This is a genomic window from Marinococcus sp. LNHM3E3-2.2, assembly GCF_056034385.1.
The window spans coordinates 85140-110309 of sequence record NZ_JBQLIC010000003.1 but is presented as its reverse complement, the minus strand read 5'-3'; the positions used below and the strand labels follow the sequence as shown (position 1 = coordinate 110309).

At 46.9% G+C, this 25170-nt stretch carries 20 protein-coding genes; 13 read left to right on the top strand and 7 right to left on the bottom strand.

The window, feature by feature from the left end; all coding sequences use genetic code 11:
- Window positions 1–14: 14 nt before the first annotated feature.
- Both nirD and ACTRXF_RS05465 read left to right on the top strand, forming a co-directional pair.
- The gene (gene nirD, locus ACTRXF_RS05470) at window positions 15–341 is read left to right on the top strand and encodes a nitrite reductase small subunit NirD (protein WP_474278223.1); all 327 of its coding nucleotides are present in this window, start codon (window positions 15–17) and stop codon (window positions 339–341) included.
- 113 nt (window positions 342–454) lie between these two features.
- A complete protein-coding gene (locus ACTRXF_RS05465; protein ID WP_474260939.1) occupies window positions 455–1996 on the top strand; it encodes an MFS transporter in 1542 nt (513 codons plus the stop codon).
- 227 nt (window positions 1997–2223) lie between these two features.
- Here the strand turns inward: ACTRXF_RS05465 and nasC are convergent, their stop codons facing one another.
- Together nasC and nirB are read right to left on the bottom strand one after the other, a co-directional pair.
- Window positions 2224–4377, bottom strand: a complete 2154-nt coding sequence (gene nasC / locus ACTRXF_RS05460; protein WP_474278221.1) for an assimilatory nitrate reductase catalytic subunit NasC — start codon at window positions 4375–4377, stop codon at window positions 2224–2226.
- On the bottom strand, window positions 4370–6730 hold the full coding sequence (gene nirB, locus ACTRXF_RS05455; protein ID WP_474278219.1) for a nitrite reductase large subunit NirB: 2361 nt from the start codon (window positions 6728–6730) through the stop codon (window positions 4370–4372). The genes nasC and nirB overlap by 8 nt, the downstream gene beginning before the upstream one ends.
- Before the next feature lie 239 nt (window positions 6731–6969).
- Between nirB and ACTRXF_RS05450 the strand changes: the two genes are divergently transcribed.
- The 8 genes from ACTRXF_RS05450 (at window position 6970) to ACTRXF_RS05415 (ending at window position 14426) form a co-directional block, all read left to right on the top strand.
- Window positions 6970–7845, top strand: coding sequence for a Cof-type HAD-IIB family hydrolase (locus ACTRXF_RS05450; protein ID WP_474278217.1), 876 nt, complete (start codon window positions 6970–6972; stop codon window positions 7843–7845).
- A gap of 299 nt (window positions 7846–8144) precedes the next feature.
- Window positions 8145–9083, top strand: a complete 939-nt coding sequence (gene cyoE, locus ACTRXF_RS05445; protein WP_474260935.1) for a heme o synthase — start codon at window positions 8145–8147, stop codon at window positions 9081–9083.
- Between the two features lie 163 nt (window positions 9084–9246).
- Complete coding sequence (locus tag ACTRXF_RS05440) at window positions 9247–10095, top strand: DegV family protein (RefSeq protein ID WP_474278215.1); 849 nt, start codon at window positions 9247–9249, stop codon at window positions 10093–10095.
- A 77-nt stretch (window positions 10096–10172) separates the two neighbouring features.
- Window positions 10173–11009, top strand: a complete 837-nt coding sequence (locus ACTRXF_RS05435) for an STAS domain-containing protein (protein ID WP_474260933.1) — start codon at window positions 10173–10175, stop codon at window positions 11007–11009.
- Between the two features lie 242 nt (window positions 11010–11251).
- Complete coding sequence (gene desA, locus ACTRXF_RS05430; RefSeq protein WP_474278213.1) at window positions 11252–12301, top strand: Delta(5) desaturase DesA; 1050 nt, start codon at window positions 11252–11254, stop codon at window positions 12299–12301.
- Between the two features lie 84 nt (window positions 12302–12385).
- Window positions 12386–13507, top strand: coding sequence for a sensor histidine kinase (locus tag ACTRXF_RS05425; RefSeq protein WP_474278211.1), 1122 nt, complete (start codon window positions 12386–12388; stop codon window positions 13505–13507).
- Between the two features lie 14 nt (window positions 13508–13521).
- Window positions 13522–14115, top strand: a complete 594-nt coding sequence (locus ACTRXF_RS05420; RefSeq protein WP_474260930.1) for a response regulator — start codon at window positions 13522–13524, stop codon at window positions 14113–14115.
- Window positions 14116–14213: 98 nt separating this feature from the next.
- The gene (locus tag ACTRXF_RS05415; RefSeq protein WP_322526655.1) at window positions 14214–14426 is read left to right on the top strand and encodes a DUF896 domain-containing protein; all 213 of its coding nucleotides are present in this window, start codon (window positions 14214–14216) and stop codon (window positions 14424–14426) included.
- 55 nt (window positions 14427–14481) lie between these two features.
- On the opposite strand, the gene ACTRXF_RS05410 is transcribed toward ACTRXF_RS05415, so the two are convergent.
- Together ACTRXF_RS05410 and ACTRXF_RS05405 are read right to left on the bottom strand one after the other, a co-directional pair.
- Entirely contained in the window at window positions 14482–15684 is a 1203-nt protein-coding gene (locus tag ACTRXF_RS05410) for a Bcr/CflA family efflux MFS transporter (protein ID WP_474260929.1), read from the bottom strand.
- 158 nt (window positions 15685–15842) lie between these two features.
- A complete protein-coding gene (locus tag ACTRXF_RS05405; protein WP_474260928.1) occupies window positions 15843–16223 on the bottom strand; it encodes a DUF1516 family protein in 381 nt (126 codons plus the stop codon).
- A 177-nt stretch (window positions 16224–16400) separates the two neighbouring features.
- Between ACTRXF_RS05405 and ACTRXF_RS05400 the strand changes: the two genes are divergently transcribed.
- Complete coding sequence (locus ACTRXF_RS05400) at window positions 16401–18581, top strand: malate synthase G (RefSeq protein WP_474278209.1); 2181 nt, start codon at window positions 16401–16403, stop codon at window positions 18579–18581.
- Between the two features lie 147 nt (window positions 18582–18728).
- Here ACTRXF_RS05400 and ACTRXF_RS05395 read toward each other — a convergent pair whose 3' ends face one another.
- A complete protein-coding gene (locus ACTRXF_RS05395; protein ID WP_474260926.1) occupies window positions 18729–18863 on the bottom strand; it encodes a protein YhfH in 135 nt (44 codons plus the stop codon).
- Between the two features lie 30 nt (window positions 18864–18893).
- Window positions 18894–20177 carry an isocitrate lyase gene (gene aceA / locus ACTRXF_RS05390; RefSeq protein WP_298784703.1) on the bottom strand — a complete coding sequence of 428 codons (1284 nt, stop codon included), beginning with the start codon at window positions 20175–20177 and terminating at the stop codon, window positions 18894–18896.
- Between the two features lie 441 nt (window positions 20178–20618).
- Between aceA and ACTRXF_RS05385 the strand changes: the two genes are divergently transcribed.
- Both ACTRXF_RS05385 and ACTRXF_RS05380 read left to right on the top strand, forming a co-directional pair.
- The gene (locus tag ACTRXF_RS05385; RefSeq protein WP_474278207.1) at window positions 20619–22193 is read left to right on the top strand and encodes a BCCT family transporter; all 1575 of its coding nucleotides are present in this window, start codon (window positions 20619–20621) and stop codon (window positions 22191–22193) included.
- Window positions 22194–22327: 134 nt separating this feature from the next.
- On the top strand, window positions 22328–23377 hold the full coding sequence (locus ACTRXF_RS05380) for an EAL domain-containing protein (protein WP_474278205.1): 1050 nt from the start codon (window positions 22328–22330) through the stop codon (window positions 23375–23377).
- 94 nt (window positions 23378–23471) lie between these two features.
- On the opposite strand, the gene ACTRXF_RS05375 is transcribed toward ACTRXF_RS05380, so the two are convergent.
- Window positions 23472–25076, bottom strand: a complete 1605-nt coding sequence (locus tag ACTRXF_RS05375; protein ID WP_474278203.1) for an L-lactate permease — start codon at window positions 25074–25076, stop codon at window positions 23472–23474.
- Window positions 25077–25170 lie beyond the last annotated feature (94 nt).

Sequence of the window (25170 nt, the reverse complement as noted above, 5' to 3'; positions counted from 1 at the left end):
AGGGAGGAATAGTGATGAATAGCGTAGATAAACAAAAAGAAGTAGCTGTAGCAACTGTCGATGAAATTACGGTCGATATTCCTAAAGAAGTGATCATTGAAGAAACTTCAATAGCCATTTTTAAGACTAAAGAAAACACCATTTTCGCCCTGGAAAATAAATGCCCTCACAAAGGAGGGCCTCTTTCCCAGGGGATTGTCAGCGGAGAGCATGTCTTCTGCCCGCTTCACGACTGGAAAATCAGCCTAAACGACGGACAGGCCCAGGGAGCGGATGAAGGCTGTACCGCCTCCTATGATACAAGAATTGAAAACAACATGGTTTATCTGCTTTTAAAATAAATCTTCTTTGCCCGCATCGGCGAACTTCCTGAGAAATAAGTATGCGAGTGTCAGCTGTCAATTGTTTTTTGAATAAACCAAAAATAATTACCCCACCTTAGGAGGTTCTCCTTTTGACTATTAAAGACCTTTTCCGCTTTCAGGATGAACGTATTAAAATTCTTCATTTCTGCTGGTTTGCGTTCTTCATCTCATTTTTCGCCTGGTACAACATGGCTCCACTCGCGACCACTATGATGGCTGACCTTGGATGGCTCACAACTGAACATATCGCCGCCCTCGGAATTATGAACGTAGCCCTGACTATTCCGGCCCGGATCATTATCGGCTCACTCCTCGACCGATTTGGCCCGCGGGTCGTCTTTTCCACACTGTTGATTATTATGGCGGTGCCTACATTTATTTTTGCATTCGGCAGCACCTGGGCGCAGCTTGCCATCAGCCGGCTTGTACTAGGAAGTATTGGCGCAAGCTTTGTTGTCGGTATCCGAATGATCGCAGAATGGTTCCCGCCCAAGCACGTCGGATTTGCTGAAGGGATCTACGGCGGCTGGGGCAATTTTGGTTCAGCAGCAGGAGCTATTATTCTCCCGTGGCTCGCCATTACCCTTATCGGAGGCGATGACAGCTGGAGATACGCGGTCGCCTTTACCGGGGTTATCTGCTTTATTTATGGTATTGTTTTCTATTTAAATGTCCGCGACACGCCGGAAGGTCATACGCTTATTAAACCGAAGCGGTCCGGTGCCATGGAAGTGAGCTCCTGGAAAGACATGGCTCAACTGATGTTTTGGACGATACCTGTCGGCGGTGCCGTAGCCCTTAGCGCCTGGAGAGTCTTCGATATGGGCTTTATCTCCACATCTATTGTATACGGCATTTTCACGGCTGTAGGTATCGTATTAATTTATCAAATCTATATGATCGTCAAAGTAAACGTTCCTATTATTAAACAAGGCATAGCAAAAGACGATCAATACAACTTCAAAAACGTTGGAGCGCTGAACAGTACTTATTTCGCCAACTTCGGTGCAGAGCTCGCGATTGTATCGATGCTCCCTATGTTCTTCCAGCTCACCTTCTCCCTTACACCGTCCACAGCCGGTCTTATTGCAGCTTCATTTGCCTTCGTGAACCTGCTTGCCCGTCCGCTTGGCGGTGTACTATCCGACCGCCTTGGAAGCCGGCGCAAGGTGATGCTCGTTTACATGTTTGGCATCGTGATCGGCATGTGCGGCATGGGCATGATCAACTCCGGCTGGCCGGTAATACTCGCTGTCCTCATGACGGTCCTTACTTCGTTATTCGTGCAGGGAGGCGAAGGCGCCACCTTCGCAATGGTTCCAATGGTAAAAAAACGGGTCACCGGACAGGTGGCCGGCATGACCGGAGCATATGGAAGCATCGGTGCAAGCGTATATTTAACGCTTTATACGTTCGTCACCCCGAGCCAGTTTTTCTTCATTCTGGCCGGCGGGGCTTTCGTAAGCTTTATCATATGCTATTTTACACTCGAAGAACCGGAAAATTCCTTTGCCGACGACTACTACCTCTCGAAGGAGGATCAGCTGCTTAAAGAAAAAGCAAAAGGAGCGGCCCTCCGCTCGAAGGAAGCCGTTTCCTACGCCAGCCAGGTTTCTGATAAAGACCGCTGAGTGAGGGCCCGGTCCTGGTTTACCAGGCCGGCCCGCGGAGCGTTTCTCTATCAGGGATAAACGCTCCGCGGGCTGCAGAGGCCACTGCCTGCCATGTCAGCCACAAACCCCGACCAGCTCCCGTGCCGTTCACAACCGGTACGGGAGCTGGTTTTTTATTTATTAAATAGACACCATTCCGGCACAAAAAAGAACGCTGTCGATTCCGGCAGCGTTCGTTGTATCTATTATACTTTTTGTTTTTGCGCTTCTGCCGGCTTCATGGAGACTGCTGCCAGCTTAAACCCCGGCATCTGGCACACTGGATCCAGCGTACCTGCAATCAGCCGGTTCACGTTCTGTTTGCCTGCCCAGTGAAAAGGTACGAAGATCGTATCCTTCCGGATGTTTTCCGACCATTGATTTCTAACCACAATAGAGCCCTGCAGAGATTCCAGGGTGACAAGGTCGTTTTCCTTAATTCCGTACTTTTCTGCTGTTTCTGGATGAATTTCGACGAATGATTCAAAATAACGGGCATTTAATCTGGCGCTTTTTCCAGTCTGAACCCCGGTCAGGTAATGCGACATTACCCTGCCAGTCGTTAAATACAGCGGTCTCGCTTCCGACAGTCGTTCTTTAATAATTTCTTTACCGTTTTCCGGAGTAAAGCAGCGGGCTCTGCCGCCATCATGTACAAAAGAGTCATCAAACAGGCGCTGCCTTCCTTTTTCTTCCGGGGAAGGGCACGGCCAGAAAACGCCCTCTTCCTTTTTAATCCGTTCATACGTAATTCCGTAATAATCAGCCGGTCCTCCCTTTGAAGCAAGACGCAGTTCTTCGAAAACATCTTCTGCCGAGCAGTAGCTGAACCACTTTTCTTTACCAAGACGCGAAGCAATCAGCGATAAAATCTCCCAGTCGTGCTTTGCCTGGCCAGGAGCCGGGCGCATTCCCTGTCTCCAGGTCACCCGCCCTTCCATATTCGTAAGCGTTCCTTCATCTTCAATATAAGCGGTCGACGGGAGGACCAGGTCGGCGTATTCGGCCGTTTCTGAAATAAATAAATCGACGACCACTAAAAAATCAAGCGCCTCCAGCCCCTGCTTCACAATAGAGGCGTTCGGGTTGGAAGCGATAGGATTGGATCCTACTAAAAACATCCCTTTAATTTCCCCGTTCTGCGTTTTCTGCATCATTTCATAGGCGGAGACACCTTTTCCGGGCAAATCCTTCTCATTCACATTCCAAACCGCAGCTATATGCTCCCTGGCTTTTGGGTCTTCAATCGAGCGGTACCCTGGAAGCTGGTCAGATTTCTGGCCGTGTTCCCTCCCTCCCTGGCCGTTTGCCTGACCGGTAATCGCTCCGTATCCAGCACCTGGTTTACCGATGTGGCCGCAGATCAGCGCTAAATTAATAAAATGGCGGACAGCCTGGTGCCCGTCAATCTGCTGCTCCACTCCCCGCGCAGTAAATATCATGCCTGTACCAGCTTCGGCGAAGATCGTGGCCGCCTGCTCAATGTCGCCGCGGGGCACATCTGCCCGTCTTGCAAGCTCCTCTACGCTGTACTGGCGCACGTAAGCTTCAAGCTCTTCAGCACCTTCTGTGCGGTTCTGCAGAAACTCTTTATTCTGCAGGTTTTTATCAAAAATCACTTTTAAAAGCGCGGTCGTCAAAGACCAGTCCTCCCCGGGCTTCAGCTGCAGATGCAGGTCTGCCATTTTAGCTGTCTCTGTCACCCTCGGATCAATCACAATAATAAAGGATCCGTTCTGTTTCGCCTGTTCAAAATACGGCATAATGGTTGGCTGGCATTCCGCAATATTAGTACCGGCGAGTATAATGCATTTTGCGTTTGGAATTTCCTCAATGCCGTTGGTAAAACCGCGGTCGACTCCGAACGTCTTTGTCGCCGCCGAGGCAGCAGAAGACATACAGAACCGGCCGTTGTAATCAATGTATTTTGTCTGCAGCCCAACACGGGCAAATTTGCCGAGCAGATAGGATTCTTCATTCGTAAGCGAGCCTCCGCCGTATACCGATAAAGCATCTTTGCCGGAGGTGTTTTGAATTTCCTTCGTCCGCTGTTCAATAATATCCAGGGCTTCGTCCCATTCAATGGACTTAAACCGGCCGTTCACTTTTTTCATCGGCATCGTAATCCGGTCTTCATGAATAACGTGCTGGTAGGCGGAGTGACCTTTGACACATAATCGGCCGTGCGTGGTGGGGTTATCCACACCTACGGTTTTATATTTAATGCCTTTTGTAGTGATCTGCTCCACTACTTCCTTTTTACACTGCATACTGCAGAAAGGGCACTGAGCCTGATGCCGGTTTTCTTCGAGCACCGCCGGCTCTATTGTTTGTCCGTAATTGGATCCGAAATCATTCATGAACTGTACTCCCTTCTGGAATCGAAAAATGATACGGCAGCGGCTTCTTCAAACAAACACTTAACTGGTGGAGCAGCTGCTCTCTTGTCTCCGGATCAAAGAGTCCTTCCCGTATATGAATAACGGTCATACGTCCGCACCATCCGGCAAATGATTCCTTAAAAAACGCTGTTTCCCGGTAATATTGAAGCAGCGCCCAAATATACTCTTTTATTTCCATAAAGGTAGGGGCTGAGAACAGCAGCACGGACTTTTCCTCAAAATGAATATGAAACTCCCACTTGTCTTCCATTTTAAGCAGTCCGGCGTCAACGTGATTACCTTCAAGAATTGAAAAACCCTCCAGCATGACAAAACAGAGCGTATCGGGAAAAGGAACAGCTTCCACCGGTTCCTCGAGCTCCAGAGCGTACGGTACCATTCCGGGATTGTGACGCTCCCGGATCCGATCCTTGAATACACTCTGTACAGCCGTCATTTGAAAACCTGGAAAGTTAAGGAGGGGAATATCCAGGCTGTCACATACCTCCACCACATCTTCGTCCTCTACATAAGGGAGCTGTATGCGTCCGCCCGCTGTAATGTGAAAATAGCTCAACTGGTATTTTTCGATAACGGCATTTAAATTTTTGATCAGCTCAGGAGATATAATTCCTGCCTTCATGATCGGCTGCAGAGTATAGGTCCCATCCGCCTCCAGGGAAATGTACGGCGAATATGTAAATGGCAGCGTTTCATTGCTTGAAAGCTCTCCCTGCTTCATTTGAATCATATATAGATAGTACGCAATGGCAGGCCGGCACATTTCGCAGCCTTCAGGCGTTTTCCAGTTTAACGCCTCCATCGCTTCCTCCGGCGTCGACGGTTTTACTTCCATCAGCCGGTTAATCAACGTAGGGTGGTCAAGCCCCGTGCATACGCACAGCGCTTCTGCCTTGTTTTCCGCTTCCACCTTCCCTTCACAGGCAAGCTTCAGCAACCCCTCTGCCATGCTGCTGCAGCCCCCGCAGGAGGTGGAAGCTCCTGTACAGGTTTTCACTTCATCCAGCGTGGTCAGTTCTTTCTCCTGAACGACCTGGATAATGGTATTTTTATTTACATTATTACAGGCACACACCGTGTCAGATCCCGGCATTTCCAGTAGAAAACCGGCCGGCTCGCTGCTTGCTGACAGCAGCTGTTTTTTCTCCGAAGCATTGATGGGTTTGTCCGTCATCACCAGGCTCTTTAACAGATCGCTGTTAGTCGTATTTCCGTAAAGCACAGCTCCCTGGACCGTTTTATGACGAAAAACTATTTTTTTATAAAGCTCATTCTCCTCATCATGAAGCACCCATGATTTTGTAGCTTCATCCTCTATCAGAGAGCCGACAGAAAACAACTCCACCCCGGATATTTTCAGCTTTGCTGAAGTACTCGACCCTTTATAGTAGGCTTTATGCTCGCCGCTTAAACGCCGGGCCAGTACATCCGCCTGTTCGTTCACCGGCTGTACAAGACCATATGTCCGGCCGTCATGTTCTATACATTCGCCTATTGCATATATGTGCTTGTCACTTGTCTCCATTCGATCGTTCACGATTATTCCGCGGTTCGTTTCAATACCGGATGCCTCTGCAAGCTTCAGCTGTGGCCGGATCCCGATTGCAAATACCACCATGTCTGCTTCCATGTGTGTCCCGTCCCCAAAAGCAATTCCTGATACCTTCCGGAGCCCCAAAATAGAAGTAACGTCTTTACTTAGCAAAAATTTCACTCCGCGCCGTTCCAGTTTTCCCTGCAGCATGGCGGCAGACTGCCGGTCAAGCTGGCGGTCCATAATGTTATCCGCCCGCTGTATGACAGTCACTTCTGCATCGAAGCTGCTCAATCCATTAGCCGCTTCAAGCCCAAGCAGACCTCCGCCAATAACCAGAATCCGGCGTTTACGTTCTGCTGCTTCTACAAGCCTGCGGCAGTCTTCAAGCGTGCGAAAAGGAAATACTCCCTCTTTTTCTACACCTTCCACCGGGGGGATGAGCGGCGATGATCCTGTAGCGAAGACTAAATGATCGTATGAGTGTTCTCCGCCAGCCGTCACGATTTTCTTTTCCTCTTTTAACACATGCTCGACCGGCTCTCCCGGATGAAAAGATATATTATTCCGGCGGAACCATTTATTTGTATAGGTTGTTAAGTCGTCTTCTGTTATTTCTCCATTTAAATAGGATGAAAGCTGAATCCGGTTGTATGGGAGCGTTTTTTCTTTACTGAAAATAGAAATATGCACCCGGGCCGCCCGCTCACGCAGTTGTTCCATTAACCGGATCGCCGCAAGCCCTCCTCCTATAATGACTACATGCTGTTTTTTCATGTTAGAAACCGCCCTCCCGCAGAGCGAAATATGTTTTCCGAAATTTTCATAAGCTACTATCAGTCTGTAGAAACCTTACGAATTCTTCAATCACCTTGTAAGATAAGCTGTCGATGTTTTTATAGTCCCAGCGTTCCTGCTGAAAACAAAAAAGTTGATGACTTAGGTGAATTGTTCGATAATAGGAGGTAATAATTAAAACGGAGTCAACAGACCTGGAGCATATCGGAGGAGAAGAAATGAAACTAATTGCAACGGATATGGACGGAACATTGCTGGATCAGAACGGAGAAATCAGTAAAGAGAACGCCGAAGCGCTTCAGGCTGCTTCGGCACAAGGCATTGATATTGTGATCGCCACAGGGAGAACCTACGAAGCAGCACACAGGCCATTGGCGTCCGCCGGTCTGTCCTACCCAATTATCAGTATGAACGGGGCAGTCACTTACAAAAACCGGAAAGAAATACAGCGTTCTGCCCCAATATCAGAAAGCTCCTGCGAACGAATTTTAACCGTGCATCACGCTGCCGGTTCTTATATTGAACTGTTTACCAGCCAGGGAATTTTCGCCCCTTCAAGAGAAGCATATATGAGTATCGTTGTAGGAATGCTGCAGACCGCGCACCCCGAGCTGACAACAGCTGCAGCAGAACAGTATGCCGAGCGCCGGCTTGAGGATGAAAATTTCCAGTTCGCAGACGATTTCTTTTCAATACTCGATTACGAGGACCTCGATGTGTATAAAATGCTCGCCTTTTCTTCAGAGGCTTCCGTTCTCGAGCGGATGAAATACGAGCTCCGGGGTGATAACGAGCTCGCTCTGACTTCTTCGGGCATGGGAAACCTTGAATTAAATCATGTACGTGCCCAAAAAGGCTTTGCCCTTCAGGAGTTCGCGCTCGGACGCGGAATCTCCCTTGAAGACGTTATGGCTCTCGGGGATAACTTTAACGATTTGAATATGCTCCAAATGGCCGGCCGGAGCGTCGCCATGGGAAATGCCGTTCCGGAGGTTAAGGAGGCATCCGGCTTTTCTACAAAAACGAATACTGAACACGGCGTCGCTCACGCTGTGCATGAAATGCTCCATGAATTAAAAACAAAAAGCAGCTGATAATCATGCCGTCCCCCTGCCGGACGGCTTTTGTACGGCCGGCCGGGAATAAGCGCACACAAAAGCATTTTTATGGACTCCTGTGCCCGGAACACCCGGGAAGTAACACTTGCCAACACGCGGTTAATGTGAGAATATAATTTTGTTTGCTAAAAGTACGAAGTACATATATATATAATAATTTGTCATGAATCGTTCACAAACAATTGACAAGATAGCGAACTTTTTTGTCAATATCTCTAAATTTAACGACATATGTGATACATTAGTATCGGATGAACACGGTTGGGGGGAATAAAATGAAATCGGAAAATATCGAACGCACGGTTCAACAAGGATCCCTCGCTGCCCCGAAACAGGCACTTCGTAAAGTACTGGCGGAAACGATTAAAACCGGGATTATCAAATCCAATTTAATCGTTATGTTTGCAGGGATTACCCTTGCTTTATATATTCACAACATCGCTTTTTCTGAAAAAATCGGAGCGATAGTCCTTGCCACGCTTGGCTCAGGTCTTGTTATCGGCGCTGCCGGCACGTTTAACAACTTATACGACCGCGACATTGATAAGATCATGGACCGGACGAAGAACCGTCCTACGGCGACTGGCCGGATGCAGCTGAAAAATGCACTTATACTGGGAATTGTTATGACACTTGCAGGCTTAGGCTTCTTATATGCGGCTTCACCGCTCGCCGCCTTCTTCGGATTTACAGGCTTATTCTTTTATGTTGTTCCATATACAATGTGGAGCAAGCGGCGCACGATCTACAATACAGAGATCGGGAGTATTTCCGGAGCAGTGCCCCCGCTTATCGGCTGGGCAGCTATTTCCAATGACTTTTTCCACCCGGCAGCTCTCGGCCTTTTCGTTATTATGGTTTTATGGCAGATGCCGCACTTCTATGCCATCGCCATACGCAGACATGACGAGTACAAAGCAGCAAATATTCCTATGCTTCCAGTAATCAAAGGAAACCGGCGGACCTATATTCAGACAAACGTATACCTTGTTCTGTTAACGCTCTCGAGCTTTCTTTTCCTTCCTGTCAGCAGCTTTATCGTTGGCGTTTCCTTCGTATTAAGCGCGGCCTGGCTTGCTGCAAGCTTTATATGCTACCGGCGGATGGACAGTAAAAAATGGGCAACTACTATGTTTATTTTTTCGCTGAACCATATGACGATTTTGTTCACTGTCGTAATTGGATTTTCTCTAATCTCCCCGTTTTTTAATTAAAGCATGTTCTGGCACCCGCATGGGTCCCGGACATGTTTTTCTTTACCCTCGTTTTTATATGGATCCTGCGGGGGTTTCATTCGAATTCCCATACAGAAATATGTATAATATATTCAAGACCGGTGAAAACGTTGTCAAATTAACATAAAATAAGAGGTGGATGATGACACAGCGCATAGCCTGGATTACAGACAGTACCAGTTCTATCGATGCAGAAACAGCCGCAAAATATAATATTCATATTGTTCCCTTATCTGTTGTGTTTGAAAACGAAAGCTATAAAGAAAATATTGAAATTACAACGGATGAATTTTATGAGCGGCTGCCGCATGAAGAAGTTTTCCCTACGACCAGCCAGCCATCTGTAGGCAGTTTTTCCGAACTGTTTGAACAGCTGAAGGATTCTTATGATGCAGGAATTGCCATACATATCAGCAGTCATTTAAGCGGCACTCTTCAGACAGCCCAGCTCGCAGCAGATATGACCGGATTTCCGCTCTTCACTGTGGATTCGAAGATGGGCGCCGGCAGCATCCGCCCGCTGCTGACGAGAGGATCGCAATTAGCAGACGAAGGGCACACGCCGGAGAAAATACAGCAGCGGTTAACAGAGATGGCCGGGCACGCCAGAGGCTATCTGCTGCTCGGAAGCCTTGAACAGGCACACAAAGGAGGCAGAATCTCCCGCGGAAAGCTGATCCTTGGCACGCTTTTAAAGATCCATCCTCTTCTTACCTTTGATGGTGGACAGATTGTTCCTTTTGAAAAAATACGAACCCGGAAACGGGCGGAAAACCGGCTGCTGCAAATTGCTAAAGAAGCCATAGCCTCCTATCAGGTCGAGGACATGAGTATTATTTATACGACAACGAAGGAAAAAGCAGAGACATGGAAAACAGAGCTGCAGAACCTCTCCCCTGAGCTCACGATTCACCTTTGCCCTCTCAGCCCGGTAATCGGTGTTCACGGCGGGGCTGAAACGATGGGAATCATGTGGTATGAATACGGATAAAAAACTTGTGACTTTTCCTTCCAGGCTCTATAATTATACCAATCCGCACCATACTTTCATTTTGGAGGAAAACGACCGTGCAATTTAATCAGGAAAAAGCCGACGGCTCCTTATACGATTATTTGATTGAGCATATAGATACGATGCGTGGCACATCTTCTGCCGATTCTTTTCCCGACCCCCCTTCCGATGATTATACAAGTCAAAAGCTCGAAGAAATGAAAAAAGTCTTTGCCCAGGAGCTTATTCATGTGTTTCAGGAGGAAGAAACTCAGTTTTACGAGCACTTTGAAGAAAAAATCAGTGACATTGTGGAGGAAAATAAGGAAATGTGGCAGCCAATGCTGACCATTCAGGAAGAATTCACTTATTACCGCAACGCCATTTTAGAACAGATCCGCCTGTTTGTTCATCAGTATGAGGAATCAATTCCCATCGATCATGTGCTCGACTGGCAGCGCAAAGCACTCCAGGCTTTCGATTACGCCGGGCGGGCGTTCATGAAAGAAGCCATTTATCATATGAACGAACAGATGCAGCTGAAAGAGGCAATGATCATGGAGCTTTCCTCCCCGATCATTTTGATTCAAAAGAAAACCGGCCTCCTTCCGCTCATTGGCCATATCGATGAACAGCGGGGACAGGTTATTGTGGAGCATACGTTAAAGCAGTGCACCGAAAGCGAATTAACACGTCTGTATATTGACCTTTCCGGAGTTCGTGACATCACCACATTCGTTGCTCAGCGTATCATGCAGCTTGCCACCGCCTTAAAGCTGGTTGGGGTAAAGACTACGCTGTGCGGCATGCGTCCGGAAATGGCCCAGACGGCTGTCCAGCTTGGCATCAGCTTTAAAGATATCGATATCGTTTCAGAGCTGACCCATGCACTGCGCACAAACTACGCTTTATAAAACATAAGCCTCTGAGCTCCTAAAGTGTTCAGAGGCTTTGGTCTGCCAATTATTTAAGCAAGGCAAAACCATATATAATATACGATGGGCGATTTTATACATATTCCATTTCCTTCCGCTTCATTCAGCCCGTATATGACATTTGTCATTTTTTCTCCCTGACGTCTATGACTTACAGACGGAGTCAAAATTTTATATTCTATTAATAGAGATACACCCCATAAAGCAGGGAGCGATTAACCATGAGCAGACAAGAACAAATGCAATTGAAAAAAAGTGCTGCCCCTTACGCACATTCTGACCATAAAGCAAGTATTATTCAATTATTTAACTCCATTCTTCCTCTCCTGGCCCTCTGGGCGCTTGCATACGGAGCTTATTTCATATCTCCTTTTATCAGTGCAGCCATTGCGATCGTCGCCGGAGGCTTTATCGTCCGTACCTTTATCATCTTTCACGATTGCACACACGGTTCATTTTTCAAAAGCAGCAAAGCGAATGACCGGATTGGTACGTTAACCGGGATCATTACTCATTTCTCATACGCAAAATGGAAAAGAAGCCATATGATGCACCATTCCACCAGCGGCAACCTCGACAAACGGGGCACCGGAGATGTTTGGGTCATGACCGTCGAGGAATACCAAAACGCCAGCAAATGGCTCCGGCTCAGCTATCGCATGTACCGCAACCCATTCGTGCTTTTCTTTTTAGGGCCATTTTACCTGTTTCTCGTGGAGAACCGCTTCAACCGTAAAAATGCGAAAAGAAAAGAACGCCTGAACACGTATTTCACCAATATTTCTATTGTAGTTATTTACGCTTTGTTAATCTGGCTTGTCGGCTGGGCTGCTTTTTTCACTATTCAGATCCCTATGCTTTTCACAGCAGGATTTCTCGGCATCTGGTTGTTTTATGTCCAGCACACATTTGAAGACTCCTACTTTGAAAACGAAGACAAATGGGACTTTGTAAAAGCTGCCGTAGACGGAAGCTCTTACTACGAGCTTCCAAAGGTGCTTCAGTGGATTACCGGCAATATCGGCTACCATCACGTGCATCACCTCAGTCCACGTGTGCCAAACTATAATTTGCCAAAAACCCATGAAAACATTGAACCACTGCAGCAGGCTACAAAGATTACTCTTAGGACAAGCCTCACATCCATTCGGTTCCGGCTGTACGATGAAACAAATAAAACCTTTGTCAGCTTCAAGGAAGCAAATATCCGAAGCAAAAGACAGGCAGAGGCTTCCAGAACCTCTCCAGCACCAGCTGATAAAAAATCTTAAAAACAAACCCTTCTCTGTTACAGAGAGGGGTTTGTTATACTTAATATAAAGAAGTGCTACGCCTCATGAAAAAGGAGCCCGTTTATGCATCACTGGTTCGATATATTTCCAAAAAGTACGGGACTCAGCTTGTACGCCTGGATCATTTTCTGTTTACTGCCATTTTATTTTATTATCCGCTCCGCTACGTACTTTGAAATTACCCTCGGTGTCTTTATGATTCTTCTATTCTTTACAACCTATCGTTTATCTTTCATTAAAAAAGGCTGGACGGTTTATTTATCTGTGAGCATTGAAATGCTGATCAGCATCGGAATGACCCTTTATTTCGGTTATGTTTATTTTTCCCTGTTTTTGGCTTTCTTTATCGGTAATATCCAGCATAAAGCCGGTTTTATCACCTTATACGTTCTCCACCTTATCACTACCCTGACCGCTGTTATTATAGGTTTTTACGTCCAAAATGAACTGTTCATGATGCAGCTTCCCTTTATTGCGATCAGTGTTATCGGCGTCATTCTTCTTCCTTTTAACATCTACAACCGGAATAAGCGTGAAAAGCTTGAAACCGAGCTTCACCAGGCTAACCAACGCATTTCCCAGCTCGTGGTTCTTGAAGAGCGGCAGCGGATTGCCAGAGACCTGCATGATACTCTTGGGCAGAAGCTCTCTTTGATTGGTTTAAAAAGTGAACTCGCAGGAAAATTAATAGACACTAAACCTGAGCGGACTCAGGCAGAGTTAACAGACATTCACCAGACCGCCCGAACCGCGTTAAAGGAAGTTCGCGAGCTTGTATCAGATATGAAAGGGGCCAAGCTGAGCGACGAACTCCTCCGCGTAGAAGAGATTCTCCAGGCCGCCGGTATTACTCTTCATGTAACAGGGAGCGCCAGCTTTAACGAAGCCCCGCCTCTCATTGAAAACGTGCTCAGTATGTGTTTAAAGGAAGCTGTCACCAACGTTGTCAAACACAGCGAAGCCACAAACTGTTATATTACGATTGATCAATCAACCACCAGTCTTTCCCTTATAGTCGAAGACGACGGCAAAGGCATGTCCTCTGATCAGAAGTCGTGGTCCGAAAGCGGTCTGCAGGGTATTAAAGAACGCCTCGGTTTCATCAACGGCCAGTTGGATTATTATTCCTCCGGGGGCACAAAGCTTGCGATTCAAGCGCCCCTGGTCGTTCAGCAAATTAAATGAAGGAGCCGCCAGCTATGATAAGAATAGTGATCGTGGAGGATCAACAGATGCTTTTAGGAGCGCTCGGTTCTCTTCTTGATTTAGAAGAGGATATGGAAGTGGTCGGAAAGGCGGAAAATGGACAGGAAGCTTTGACTCTTATTGAAAATGAGCAGCCCGATGTTTGCATTATGGATATTGAAATGCCGGTAAAAAGCGGGTTAGAGGCTGCAGAGGAACTAAAGGAAAGCACGTGTAAAATTATTATTCTCACCACCTTCGCCCGCACCGGTTATTTTGAACGGGCCCGAAAAGCGGGAATCAGCGGCTACCTTTTGAAGGACAGCCCGAGTGAAGAACTGGCTCAGTCTATCCGCATTATTATGAGCGGGAGAAAAGTCTATTCCCCTGATTTAGTGGATCTTGCATATAACACTGCCGCTACACTTACTAAACGTGAAGAAGAAGTACTCGCTTTAATCGCAGAGGGGAAAAGCACTACAGCCATAGCCCGGCAGCTTTCCCTCACCAACGGCACTGTAAGAAACTATATTTCAGTTATTTTCGATAAGCTTGAAGTAAGCAACCGTGTGGAAGCCGTCACTAAATTTCAGGAATTAAAGCATTAAAGGGCGCCTGCTGCTCCGACTTGCATATGCAGCAGGCTTCTGCTATACTATTTTTATACCATGTACATGTATGGGTATAAAAAGAAAGGGGAATTCACATGATCGCAACGCTTCCTCGCATTAATGAACTGGCGAGAAAAAAGGTGAATCAGGGACTGACTGTACAAGAGCAGCAGGAGCAAAAGCAGCTTCGTGAAGAGTACCTTCAGATGATCCGCGGATCGATGGAGGCGACTCTGCTTACCACCACCGTGCAGGACCCGGAAGGTAACGATGTAACACCGGATAAATTAAAAAACATTCAATCCTAAAAGACGCCTGATATAAAAGCCGGCACGCTAAATAAAACAGCGTGCCGGCTTATTTTTATTCTTTTTGCGGGCGTTCACTGAGTGTACTGAAGGCTGTGAGTCCAAAAACAGTCGTAATAAACATAATAAACCCCATCGGGACAGCCGTTGTTTCATCAATACCGGCAAGCGGGGAAACTATCGAGCCAATCAAGAGCGGAAGCATACCGAGCAGCGCGCTTGCACTCCCTGCCCGGTGACCCTGTTTGGCAATTGCCAGTGTAAACGAGCTTGTCAGCACCATTCCCATCGCTGTCATATAAATGAAGATGGGAATGACAAGCAGCGCAAGCGGTCCTTCAATGATTGTCATCACGAGAAGAAAAGAACTTGCGCTTACCGCCGTGATTACGGCTGTGCGCAGCAGTTTGCGTTCAGCAATAATGCCTGCCAGCCGGCCTATTAAAAAGCTGCCGGTGATAATCGCGAGACCGTTGATGCCAAATAATACACTGAATACCTGGGCAGAAACCCCGTAGATCTCCTGATAAACAAACGGCGTGCCGGAAACGTAAGCAAAGCTTCCGCCATGCACGAAGCCAAGCGTTAAGGCATAGCCTATAAAAGAACGATCCTTCCACAGATCACCAATAGTGCGGATCGTATATTTGAGTGAACTCGGCGTCCTTCTTTCCTCCGGAAGAGTCTCCTCGAGCCGAAAACCAATCGTAACGACAATGGCAATCCCTACGGCCGCAAGAAAAAGAAAAATTGTCGACCAGTTTGAAAACGGAAGAAGCAAAATAGCTCCCCCGATCATCGGTGCTGCCATCGGGGCGATAGCATTAATAACCATCAATAAGGAAAAGAACTTTGTCAGCTCCCGGCCGCTGAAAATGTCCCTTACCACTGCCCGTGAAACGACAATACCGGCAGAAGCGGTTAAACCCTGCAGCAGCCGAGCAGCAATCAATATGTATATATTCGGCGCGATTGCACAAATAAACGAAGCAGCCGCAAACAACGTGATAGAAACCAGCAGCGGCTTTCTTCTTCCTTTCGCATCACTAATCGGCCCGACAATCACCTGACCAACTGCAAGCCCTACAAGACAGGCAGTTAAACTAAGCTGCACCATCGAAGCGCGGGCGTTCAAATCTTCCGCTATTCCCGGGAAGCTTGGCAGGTACATATCAATATTGAGCGGTCCAAGGATCGCAAGCATACTAAGAATCAACGCCAGCCCGATCCGCTCTTTTCCTTTTGGATTTTGAATCATATATAAGGAACACCTTTCTACTTGAGATAACCGTGCATTCGCATGCAATTTTACATTTTCTGCATACGTTAGTTATTCTATCCCGTTTCCCTGCTCATGTACACCTCATTTCGCCAGCAGCTCTTAAGTGTCAGCATAAGAGCTGCTCATTACTGGTTTTACTCCATAACGGATATACCAACGGGAAACACTATGCCTAATACGATCGTGAACACAATCATAGAATACGTTAGAAAAGCGAACCTGGGGCGGTGTTCACTGCCGATAATATGATTGAGATGAATTTCCATAAAAATAAGGGTTAACAGTCCTGAAGCAGCTTTTAAAAATATTGCCGGAAAATCCGGTGTCAGTCCTATAAGCAGCCCGCCAGAAATTAATCCAGGCAAATATGCACCCCGGAGTGTGTAATGCACTCCTAAAGCAAATTTGTTTCTTCCCGTCTGGTAAAAAATATTCGCAGAAACGAATAACACGAGCAGGAGGACTATCAATGAAAGGTGAGCCGTAACAAGGAATTGCACTATTTGCGGGGTCATTTTCTCTTCCTTTCTTAACTTTAATTCACAATGCCTCCACTATACTAAAGAAAAATTCGTTTGACGAAGTTTATAATTTTATATAACAGTATTGATATTTACATAACTGTTATAATACAATGATATTATATCCTGGGAGCAGCTTTTTCTGTTCCCTTACTTTGAAGGAGGAATAGTATGACGACGTATCGATCGGCAGGCAGCCTTCATGTACACCCTTCTTTATATCAATTTATTAATGAAGAAGTGCTTCCCGGCTCTGGATTGGAACAAAAACAATTTTGGCAGGACTTCGGACAGATTGTTCACGATTTGACTCCTGAAAACGAAGTGCTTCTGCACACGAGAGATAACCTGCAGAATCAGATTCACGAATGGCACCAGGCTCACTCACGGTGGGACCCGGATCAGTACCGGACGTTTCTCGAAAGTATCGGTTACCTTGAACAGGGGCCGGACGATTTTCAAATTGCAACTGAGCAAACGGACGAAGAAATATCTATGCAGGCTGGGCCGCAGCTTGTCGTTCCCATCAGTAACGAACGCTTCGCCATTAACGCTGCTAATGCCCGTTGGGGGAGTCTTTACGATTCTTTATATGGAAGCGATATCATCAATGACGAAGGCGGGGCAGAGCAGCAGAAAGCCTATAACCCCGTACGCGGAGAAAAAGTCGTTGCTTATACCAAACAATTTTTAGATGAATACTTTCCTTTGCGCAGCCATTCCCACAAGAGCGCCACCAGCTACTCGATCGAAAATGGCAGCCTCGAAGTTTCTTTTCAGGATGGCAGCAAGGATCAGCTTCAATATCCTGAACAATTTGCAGGTTATCAGGGCGCCAGTGCCCAGCCGGTAGCCGTTCTTTTAAAGCATCACCGGCTGCACATCGAAATTCAAATTGATTACGGCCACCCGGTTGGCAGGACCGATCCGGCCGGAGTAAAAGATCTGGCCATCGAGTCTGCGCTCACGACTATTATGGATTGCGAGGATTCTGTAGCCGCTGTAGATGCTGAAGATAAAACGCTCGTTTACCGCAACTGGCTCGGGCTCATTAAAGGAGATATTAAAGCCCAGTTCCAAAAAGGCGACAAAACAGTGACCCGTATTATGAACCCCGACCGCAGCTACACGTCTCCTGCAGGCGAAGAATTTACTCTTTCAGGCCGTTCTCTCATGCTGAACCGGAACGTTGGCCATTTGATGACGACCGACGCCATATTGAACGAAAAGGAAGAAGAAATTCCTGAGGGCATTATGGATGGGGTCATTACGAGCCTGATCGCCAAACACGACCTGCTTGGGAACGGAAAATACAAAAATTCCCGCGAAGGCTCCATCTATATTGTAAAACCAAAAATGCACGGTTCTAAAGAAGCTGCCTTTGCAGACAAACTGTTTGACCGTATTGAAGACATGCTCCACCTGGAACGCCATACCTTGAAAATAGGCGTTATGGACGAGGAACGGAGAACAACGATTAATTTGAAAGCATGCATTAAAGAAGTAAAAGACCGGGTAATGTTCATTAACACAGGATTTCTGGACCGGACCGGAGATGAAATTCACACCTCCATGGAGGCTGGACCGATGATCCGGAAAGGCGAAATGAAAACCTCTGCCTGGCTCGGAAGCTATGAAAAATCAAACGTACAGACTGGACTTGCTGCCGGCTTCGAACAGCGTGCTCAGATCGGTAAAGGTATGTGGGCAATGCCCGAGCAGCTGGCAGCGATGATGGATCAGAAAGACGGGCAGTTAAAAGCCGGGGCTTCCACCGCCTGGGTGCCGTCACCAACGGCCGCCACACTGCACGCTCTCCATTATCATCAGGTCGATGTCCCGGAGGTTCAAAAAGATTTAAAGCAGATCTCTGAATCCCATCTTGATTCTATTTTAACTATACCTGTTGCCGACAGGCCAGACTGGTCCCCGGCTGCAATCCAGGAAGAGCTTGATAACAACGCCCAGGGTATTCTTGGATATGTTGTACGCTGGGTTGAGCTTGGCATTGGTTGCTCTAAGGTGCCTGATATCAACGATGTTGCTCTTATGGAAGACCGGGCAACGCTTCGCATCTCCAGCCAGCATATTGCCAACTGGCTTCACCATCATATTTGCTCCAGGCAGCAGGTAATGGATACATTTAAACGAATGGCCGCTGTTGTAGATGAACAAAACGCCCATGACCCCGAATACCGTCCGATGAGCCCGGATTTTGAACAATCAACCGCCTTTCAGGCCGCATGCGATTTAGTATTCAAGGGGTACAATCAGCCAAACGGCTACACCGAGCCTATCCTGCATAGACGCCGTAGAGAAGCTAAGAATCGTTTAAAAGCAGAGACCAAATAACTGCTTTTCCTCCGCCTCGGGACTTCCACTGTATGGAAATCCTGAGGCTCTTTTTTGTTCCCCACTTCAGCTACTTCTTTTACATATGTATAAAGCAAAAAAGCCGGCGCCCTGCTGTAACGCGGGACACCGGCCTTATCTTTTCTGTTATTCTTCAGTTTTACTTAAGCAGTGATCGCACTGGATCATTGGTGTTTCCTGATGCTCTGTCATTTCGCCTCCGCAGTCGCTGCAAATCATTGTCGGTATTTCGCTTTGATACTCCATCGTCGTTTCTCTCATTGGAAAAACCTCCTTATGATTTTTTAATACTTACCGGCTGAACTGACTTGATTCTGTAGAGCCCTTCATCGCTGTTGTGGATGATTTTCCGCTTGAGATGGTAGTTGCTACCTGATCGAAGTATCCTGTACCAACCTCACGCTGGTGGCGCGTTGCCGTGTAGCCATGGTCTTCGTTGGCAAATTCCTTTTGCTGAAGCTCGGAATAAGCGCCCATGCCGCGCTCCTTATAGCCGCCAGCCAGTTCAAACATGCTGTTGTTAAGAGCGTGAAAGCCGGCCAGAGTAACAAACTGGAACTTATATCCCATCTCGCCCAGCCGCTCCTGGAAGGTTTCAATTTCCTCGTCACTCAGCTTTGCTTTCCAGTTAAAGGAAGGCGAGCAATTATAGGCAAGCATTTTCCCCGGGAATTTTTCGTGAATCGCGTCTGCAAATTTCTGTGCTTCCTCAAGGTTTGGTTCAGAGGTCTCGCACCAGACAAGGTCAGCATACGGTGCATAAGCAAGACCTCTTGCAATCGCCTGATCCAGTCCATTATTGGTACGGTAAAAGCCTTCCTCGGTCCGTTCGTTGCTTCGGATAAATGAGTGATCATAGGCATCAATGTCGCTTGTAAGCAAATCGGCCGCATTCGCATCGGTTCTGGCTACGATAATTGTCGGCACTCCCATTACGTCTGCTGCGAGTCTTGCAGAAATAAGATTCTGGATAGCGGTGCTCGTCGGTATCAATACCTTTCCGCCCAGGTGGCCGCATTTCTTTTCAGAGGCAAGCTGGTCTTCAAAATGAACACCGGCGGCTCCCGCTTCGATCATCGATTTGGTTAATTCGAACACGTTCAGACGGCCTCCAAATCCTGCTTCCCCGTCGGCTACGATTGGAGCAAAAAAGTTTGTTTCGTCATTTCCTTCAAGATGCTCAATCTGATCGGCACGCTGCAGTGCCTGGTTAATACGCTGTACAACGTGCGGAACGCTGTTGGCAGGGTACAGGCTCTGGTCCGGATACATATGGCCGGAAAGGTTGGCGTCAGCCGCAACCTGCCATCCGCTTAAATAAATCGCTTTCAATCCTGCTTTCACCTGCTGCACGGCCTGATTGCCGGTCAGTGCCCCAAGCGCCCGTACGAACGGATCCTCCTGCATTAAATTCCAAAGACGATTCGCCCCCATATCAGCGAGTGTATATTCTACTTTAATCGACCCACGAAGCTTCAATACATCCTCTGCTGAATATGGGCGTGTAATTCCTTTCCAGCGTTCCTCGTTCTCCCAGGCTTCTTCCATCTGTTTTACATCTTCCTGACGAATCATATGTCTCTCTCCTTTTTCTTCAGATTAAACAAATTTAAGATGCAGCTGCGTTTTCTGTTATAGTACAATTTGTTTTGTTGAGACTATATTATAACAGTATATAAATTTCGTCAACTGTTTTATAATAATTTTTTGAGATTTTTATTTCCTTTTATATCAAAGGTTCGCAGGTACCGATTAAAATGAGTTCTTCTTTTTTAATAATAGAGCACCTAAATACCTTCTGTATTAATACAGAAGAACACTTTTTCTCAAGAAAAATGCTTTTACCTTAAAACCTGCTGGTTTTGCAAAACTTACAGCCTTTTTCATTGACGAAACCAACTGGTTCTACTATGATATGTTCTTTGTGTCGGGGTGCTGAAAATCGATTTTTCAGTCCTGACTTTTCTCTGTCCGCATAAATCTTTACTCCATATATAAAAGAAAGTAGGAATATTTGTGTCTTCACAACCCCCGAATCATTGGAAAAACAATGACTGGCCGGTCACGCTTCTCAGCGGTGGACTGTTGATCTTATTTGTCGTTTTTTCTCTTATTAACGCAGGAGCTGTCGGCCAGTTTGTCACGACCACCTTTAACTGGGCTGTTGCCTTTTTCGGAGCTTTTTGGCAGATTCTTTTACTTGCCACTTTTTTCATCGGACTCTATATCGGCTTTTCGAAATACGGACGTGTACGCCTTGGCAATTTAGCAGAACCGGAATTCAGCTATTTTAAATGGCTTTCCATCATTATGTGTACCCTGCTGGCCGGCGGTGGGGTTTTCTGGGCTGCAGCCGAGCCTATTTATCATTTCATGGATCTGCCACCGGTATTTTCCGGGCTGGAAAGCAGTTCCTCCGAAGCAATACAGGCCGCCCTCGCCCAAAGCTTTCTACACTGGGGATTTCTCGCCTGGGCTATTCTCGGAACGCTTAGTACTATAGTGTTAATGCATGCACATTACGATAAAGGCATGCCTCTTCGTCCACGGACGCTTCTTTATCCGGTCTTCGGCGAAAAAATCGCTATTCACAGTCCGCTTGGCACGATCGTGGATGTGTGTTCGATCGTTTCGGTAGCTGCCGGCACTATCGGTCCTATTGGCTTTTTAGGTACCCAGGCTGGCTATGGCTTTGAGACCCTTATGGGGATCCCAAACAATTATCCGACACAGTTTATGATTATTGCCGGTCTTGTAGCCGTGGCTTCTATATCCGCCGTCACCGGTATTCATAAAGGAATTCAGCTTTTAAGCCGGTTCAATGTATGGTTTACGATTGTTCTGATTTTATTTATATTGCTTATTGGCCCGGGCGGCTTCATTTTAGACGCCTTTATCTCTTCGTTCGGGGTTTATACGCAGGAATTTGCACAAATGAGCAGCTTTCGCGGAAACAATGAGTGGCTCGGTTTATGGACGATCTTTTTCTGGGGATGGTTTTTAGGCTATGGGCCGATGATGGCCATTTTCATTACGAGAATTTCCCGCGGAAGAACGATCCGGCAGCTGATTCTAGCCGTGTCTATTATCGCTCCTCTTGTCACAAACTTCTGGTTTACCATTGTTGGCGGTACGGGCATCTTTTATGAATTAAACAACCCGGGCTCAGTTTCAGATGCCCTGTTTGAATCGGGCATGCCTGCTTCGATGATGGCAATCGTGCAGCAGCTGCCTCTCGGAACATTTATCGCTTTCTGTTTTCTATTAGTTACTATTCTTTTCGTTGTGACTACGACGGATTCTATGTCCTACACGATTTCAATTGTAGTCAGTGACAGCGAAGAGCCGCATTCTGCCATTCGTGTTTTCTGGGTGGTTATTATGGGAGCCGTGGCTGCCTGCCTGTTGTTTATCGGTGAAGGCAGCGTGGACGCCCTGCAGTCATTTATCGTAGTAACCGCCGTTCCCGTCTCCCTTATTCTGCTGCCAACGCTCTGGCTCGCGCCGAAAGCAGCCAAAGCAATGGCTCAAAAGCAGGGAATTACAGCATCCTCTTCCGTAAATAGTGAAATAAAAAAAGAAGCACAATAATATGCGCAGAGAAAGGGACATCGCCTTTTCTCTGCTTTTTTATGTTTTTTTCAACAATTTCTTTCGGAATCCGATAAAATAGAGAGAACATAAAGCTATATAAGCGTACGTTTTGAATAGGAGGACCTAAGATCATGAATCAATGCTCCAGCTGCACAGCACTGCCTGATTTGGAATCTTCCGGGTATCTGTTGTTCACCCATACAACCTTCAGTGTGCTCCGTGAGCTTCATTATCACATGCTCCAAAACGGTTACAATTCCTACACTCAGGATAATACGCTTCATTATTACTATTCTGCTGTTCAGACACTCGGCCCATTTCTGGATTTCATTGAACGCACCCTTCCCGGAGACCCGGCCGAGTTAAAGGGCACCTGGACAGGTAAAGATCAGCAGGCCCATGCGAACATGATTAATTTCCACCAACTGAAAGAGCGGATTTCCCGCCCCTCTTTTATGACTGTCATCAATAATGAGCAGTTCACTCATCACATGCAGCCGATTATTCAATTGAACACCGCTGAAGTAATGGGATACGAATTTCTCATGCGCCCGCAGGCAGATGCTGCCCAGTTCCGCCCGGATCAGCTGTTTTCATTTTCCCAGCAGAGCGGCCTGCAGTCGCTTTTAGACAACCGGGCACGCATTGCGTCTATTAAAACCAGTGCCAAATATCTAAAGCCTGGCATCAAACGGTTTATTAATTTTCTCCCCTCTTCGATCTATGATCCGGACCACTGTCTGCTCTCTACATTTGCAACAGCCAAAAGCTGCGGGATTTCTACAAAGGATCTTGTGTTTGAAGTGGTGGAGACAGAAAAGTTTGATGAACTCGAACACCTGCTCCGTATTTTTCAAGCCTTTCAATCGTACGGTGTACGTGTTGCTTTAGATGATCTTGGAGCCGGCTACTCGACGATTGATGTTATGGAGGAGCTGCAGCCGCATTACGTAAAAATCGACCGTTCACTAGTCGACCATTGCGATCAGGACATTAAAAAGCAGCAGCGGCTGGAAAAAATCGTTTCACGCGCAGGCAGCTACGGTATTATTACGCTGGCTGAGGGAATTGAGCGTTCTGAAGAATTGAACTGTGTGCGCGAAATTGGATTTGACCTGGCCCAGGGGTACCTGATCGGAAAACCAAGAGCAGTACCTGAATCCCCTTCGATTTCGGGCTAATCAGAATAAACCTGTTTATTTCCCGGGCAATAAAAAGGACCGACGCTGAAAAGCCGGTCCTTTTTGCTGTATTTTTTTGTCCCAACAATCCGCTTTAATGAATAAATAAACTCAGACCAAACGTCCACAGGCAGACAAATAATAGAAGGTACAGGCTGTATTTGAGCGTCATTTTCATTAGTTGTCCTTCCTTACCTGTCTGTCCGACAGCGGCAGTCGCAATAGCGATGGACTGCGGCGAGATCAGCTTCGCCATTACTCCTCCTGCTGTGTTGGCAGCTACCAACAGTGCCCCATCAACGCCAACTCCCGCAGCAGCTGTCGTTTGAATAGAAGCAAACAACGTATTATTATTTACGACCGATCCTGTCATAAATACTCCAATCCAGCCAAGTACAGGTGATAGGAAAGGAAAGATATTCCCTGTCATAGCTGCTGCTTCCCCCATAGCCATCGTTAGTCCGCCATAGGTGGCAAGCTTAGCTACTGCAAGAATGGCACAAATGGTGACAATCGGCAGCCACAGCTCTTTTAATGTCTGCATTAATTCTGCATGCGCCCTAGACCAGTTCATGTTTTTGGCAAATAACACTGTCACGAGCACCGCCAGCAGAATAGCTGTACCTGTAGCTCCGATAAAGTTCAGGTTAAATACAATTCCCTGGCCCGCCGAGCTGCTGTACGTTCCCGGCAGAATAAAACCAAGCACCGCAGGGGAAAGTATGCCGCTGTCTTCAAAAAGCGCTTTAAATCCCGGAAAGCTCCATATCATGATAAAGATCGTCAGCAGATAAAACGGTGACCAGGCAAATACTACCGTCCTCCAAGACCCTTTCGCTTTCGGTTCAGCTCGCACATATTCTTTACCATCAAGGCGGAAAATATTAACCGGCTGCCAGAACCGCTGGAGAATGGCAAGAGCTCCCATTGCTGCCAGGGAAGGAATAATATTGGCAAGCTCAGGACCAGCAGTAACCGTAATCACTGCCTGAAGTACCGTATATGTTACAGCTGTTACCAGGATTGCCGGAAGAGTTTCTTTAACCCCCTTTAACCCGTCCAGAAGAAATATCAGTAAAAACGGAATGCTGAAGTTAACGAGCGGAAGCGTGAGTGCAGTCATCTGTGACACATCCATTGCAGTGATTCCCAGCTGAAGTGTATCAATAATACCTACAGGCACTCCGATGGCCCCAAAAGCTCCGGCTGCGCCGTTGGCAATCAGACAAAGCATAGCTGCCTGAAGCGGCTGAAACCCGAGCTGAACGAGCAGCACTGCACAAATAGCTATCGGCACTCCAAACCCTGCAGCGCCTTCCAGAAAGGCATTAAAACAAAAACCTATTAATAATAATTGCACCCGCTGATCTGCGGAAATCGAAGCGATGCTGTTTTGGATCGTCTGAAATTTTCCTGATGCGACCGATACCTTGTACAGCCAGACAGCCATGATAATGATATAGCCGATCGGAAACAGCCCCTGCACAATTCCTTCTGTCACTGCCCCGCCGCTTTGAGCAAGCGGCAGGCCGAAAACTACCATTGCTATTACAAAAGTAACGCCGAGCGTAAGCAATGCGGCATAGATCCCTTTCATTTTGAACAGTGTCAGGCATACCAGAAACAATAAAATTGGCACTGCAGCTGCCAGAGCAGACAAAACAATATTTTGAAACGGATCGTACGTTTCCACAAACATGAAAATCCCTTCCTTCTCTCTATCTCTATATGTGAATCATTTCACATATAGAGCATAACCCGAAGAAGTCATCGGCACAATAAATTTGTGAATA

Bases quoted from the DNA above. Each gene is read 5' to 3' on its own strand.
- ACTRXF_RS05405 (WP_474260928.1), bottom strand. From the start codon at position 16,223: ATGACCCCGCAAATAGTGCAATTCCTTGTTACGGCTCACCTTTCATTG.
- nirB (WP_474278219.1), bottom strand. From the start codon at position 6,730: ATGAAAAAACAGCATGTAGTCATTATAGGAGGAGGGCTTGCGGCGATC.
- ACTRXF_RS05420 (WP_474260930.1), top strand. From the start codon at position 13,522: ATGATAAGAATAGTGATCGTGGAGGATCAACAGATGCTTTTAGGAGCG.
- ACTRXF_RS05425 (WP_474278211.1), top strand. From the start codon at position 12,386: ATGCATCACTGGTTCGATATATTTCCAAAAAGTACGGGACTCAGCTTG.
- ACTRXF_RS05375 (WP_474278203.1), bottom strand. From the start codon at position 25,076: ATGTTTGTGGAAACGTACGATCCGTTTCAAAATATTGTTTTGTCTGCT.
- ACTRXF_RS05410 (WP_474260929.1), bottom strand. From the start codon at position 15,684: ATGATTCAAAATCCAAAAGGAAAAGAGCGGATCGGGCTGGCGTTGATT.
- nirD (WP_474278223.1), top strand. From the start codon at position 15: ATGAATAGCGTAGATAAACAAAAAGAAGTAGCTGTAGCAACTGTCGAT.
- ACTRXF_RS05450 (WP_474278217.1), top strand. From the start codon at position 6,970: ATGAAACTAATTGCAACGGATATGGACGGAACATTGCTGGATCAGAAC.
- ACTRXF_RS05415 (WP_322526655.1), top strand. From the start codon at position 14,214: ATGATCGCAACGCTTCCTCGCATTAATGAACTGGCGAGAAAAAAGGTG.
- aceA (WP_298784703.1), bottom strand. From the start codon at position 20,177: ATGATTCGTCAGGAAGATGTAAAACAGATGGAAGAAGCCTGGGAGAAC.
- ACTRXF_RS05400 (WP_474278209.1), top strand. From the start codon at position 16,401: ATGACGACGTATCGATCGGCAGGCAGCCTTCATGTACACCCTTCTTTA.
- ACTRXF_RS05440 (WP_474278215.1), top strand. From the start codon at position 9,247: ATGACACAGCGCATAGCCTGGATTACAGACAGTACCAGTTCTATCGAT.
- cyoE (WP_474260935.1), top strand. From the start codon at position 8,145: ATGAAATCGGAAAATATCGAACGCACGGTTCAACAAGGATCCCTCGCT.
- ACTRXF_RS05380 (WP_474278205.1), top strand. From the start codon at position 22,328: ATGAATCAATGCTCCAGCTGCACAGCACTGCCTGATTTGGAATCTTCC.
- desA (WP_474278213.1), top strand. From the start codon at position 11,252: ATGAGCAGACAAGAACAAATGCAATTGAAAAAAAGTGCTGCCCCTTAC.
- ACTRXF_RS05395 (WP_474260926.1), bottom strand. From the start codon at position 18,863: ATGAGAGAAACGACGATGGAGTATCAAAGCGAAATACCGACAATGATT.
- nasC (WP_474278221.1), bottom strand. From the start codon at position 4,377: ATGAATGATTTCGGATCCAATTACGGACAAACAATAGAGCCGGCGGTG.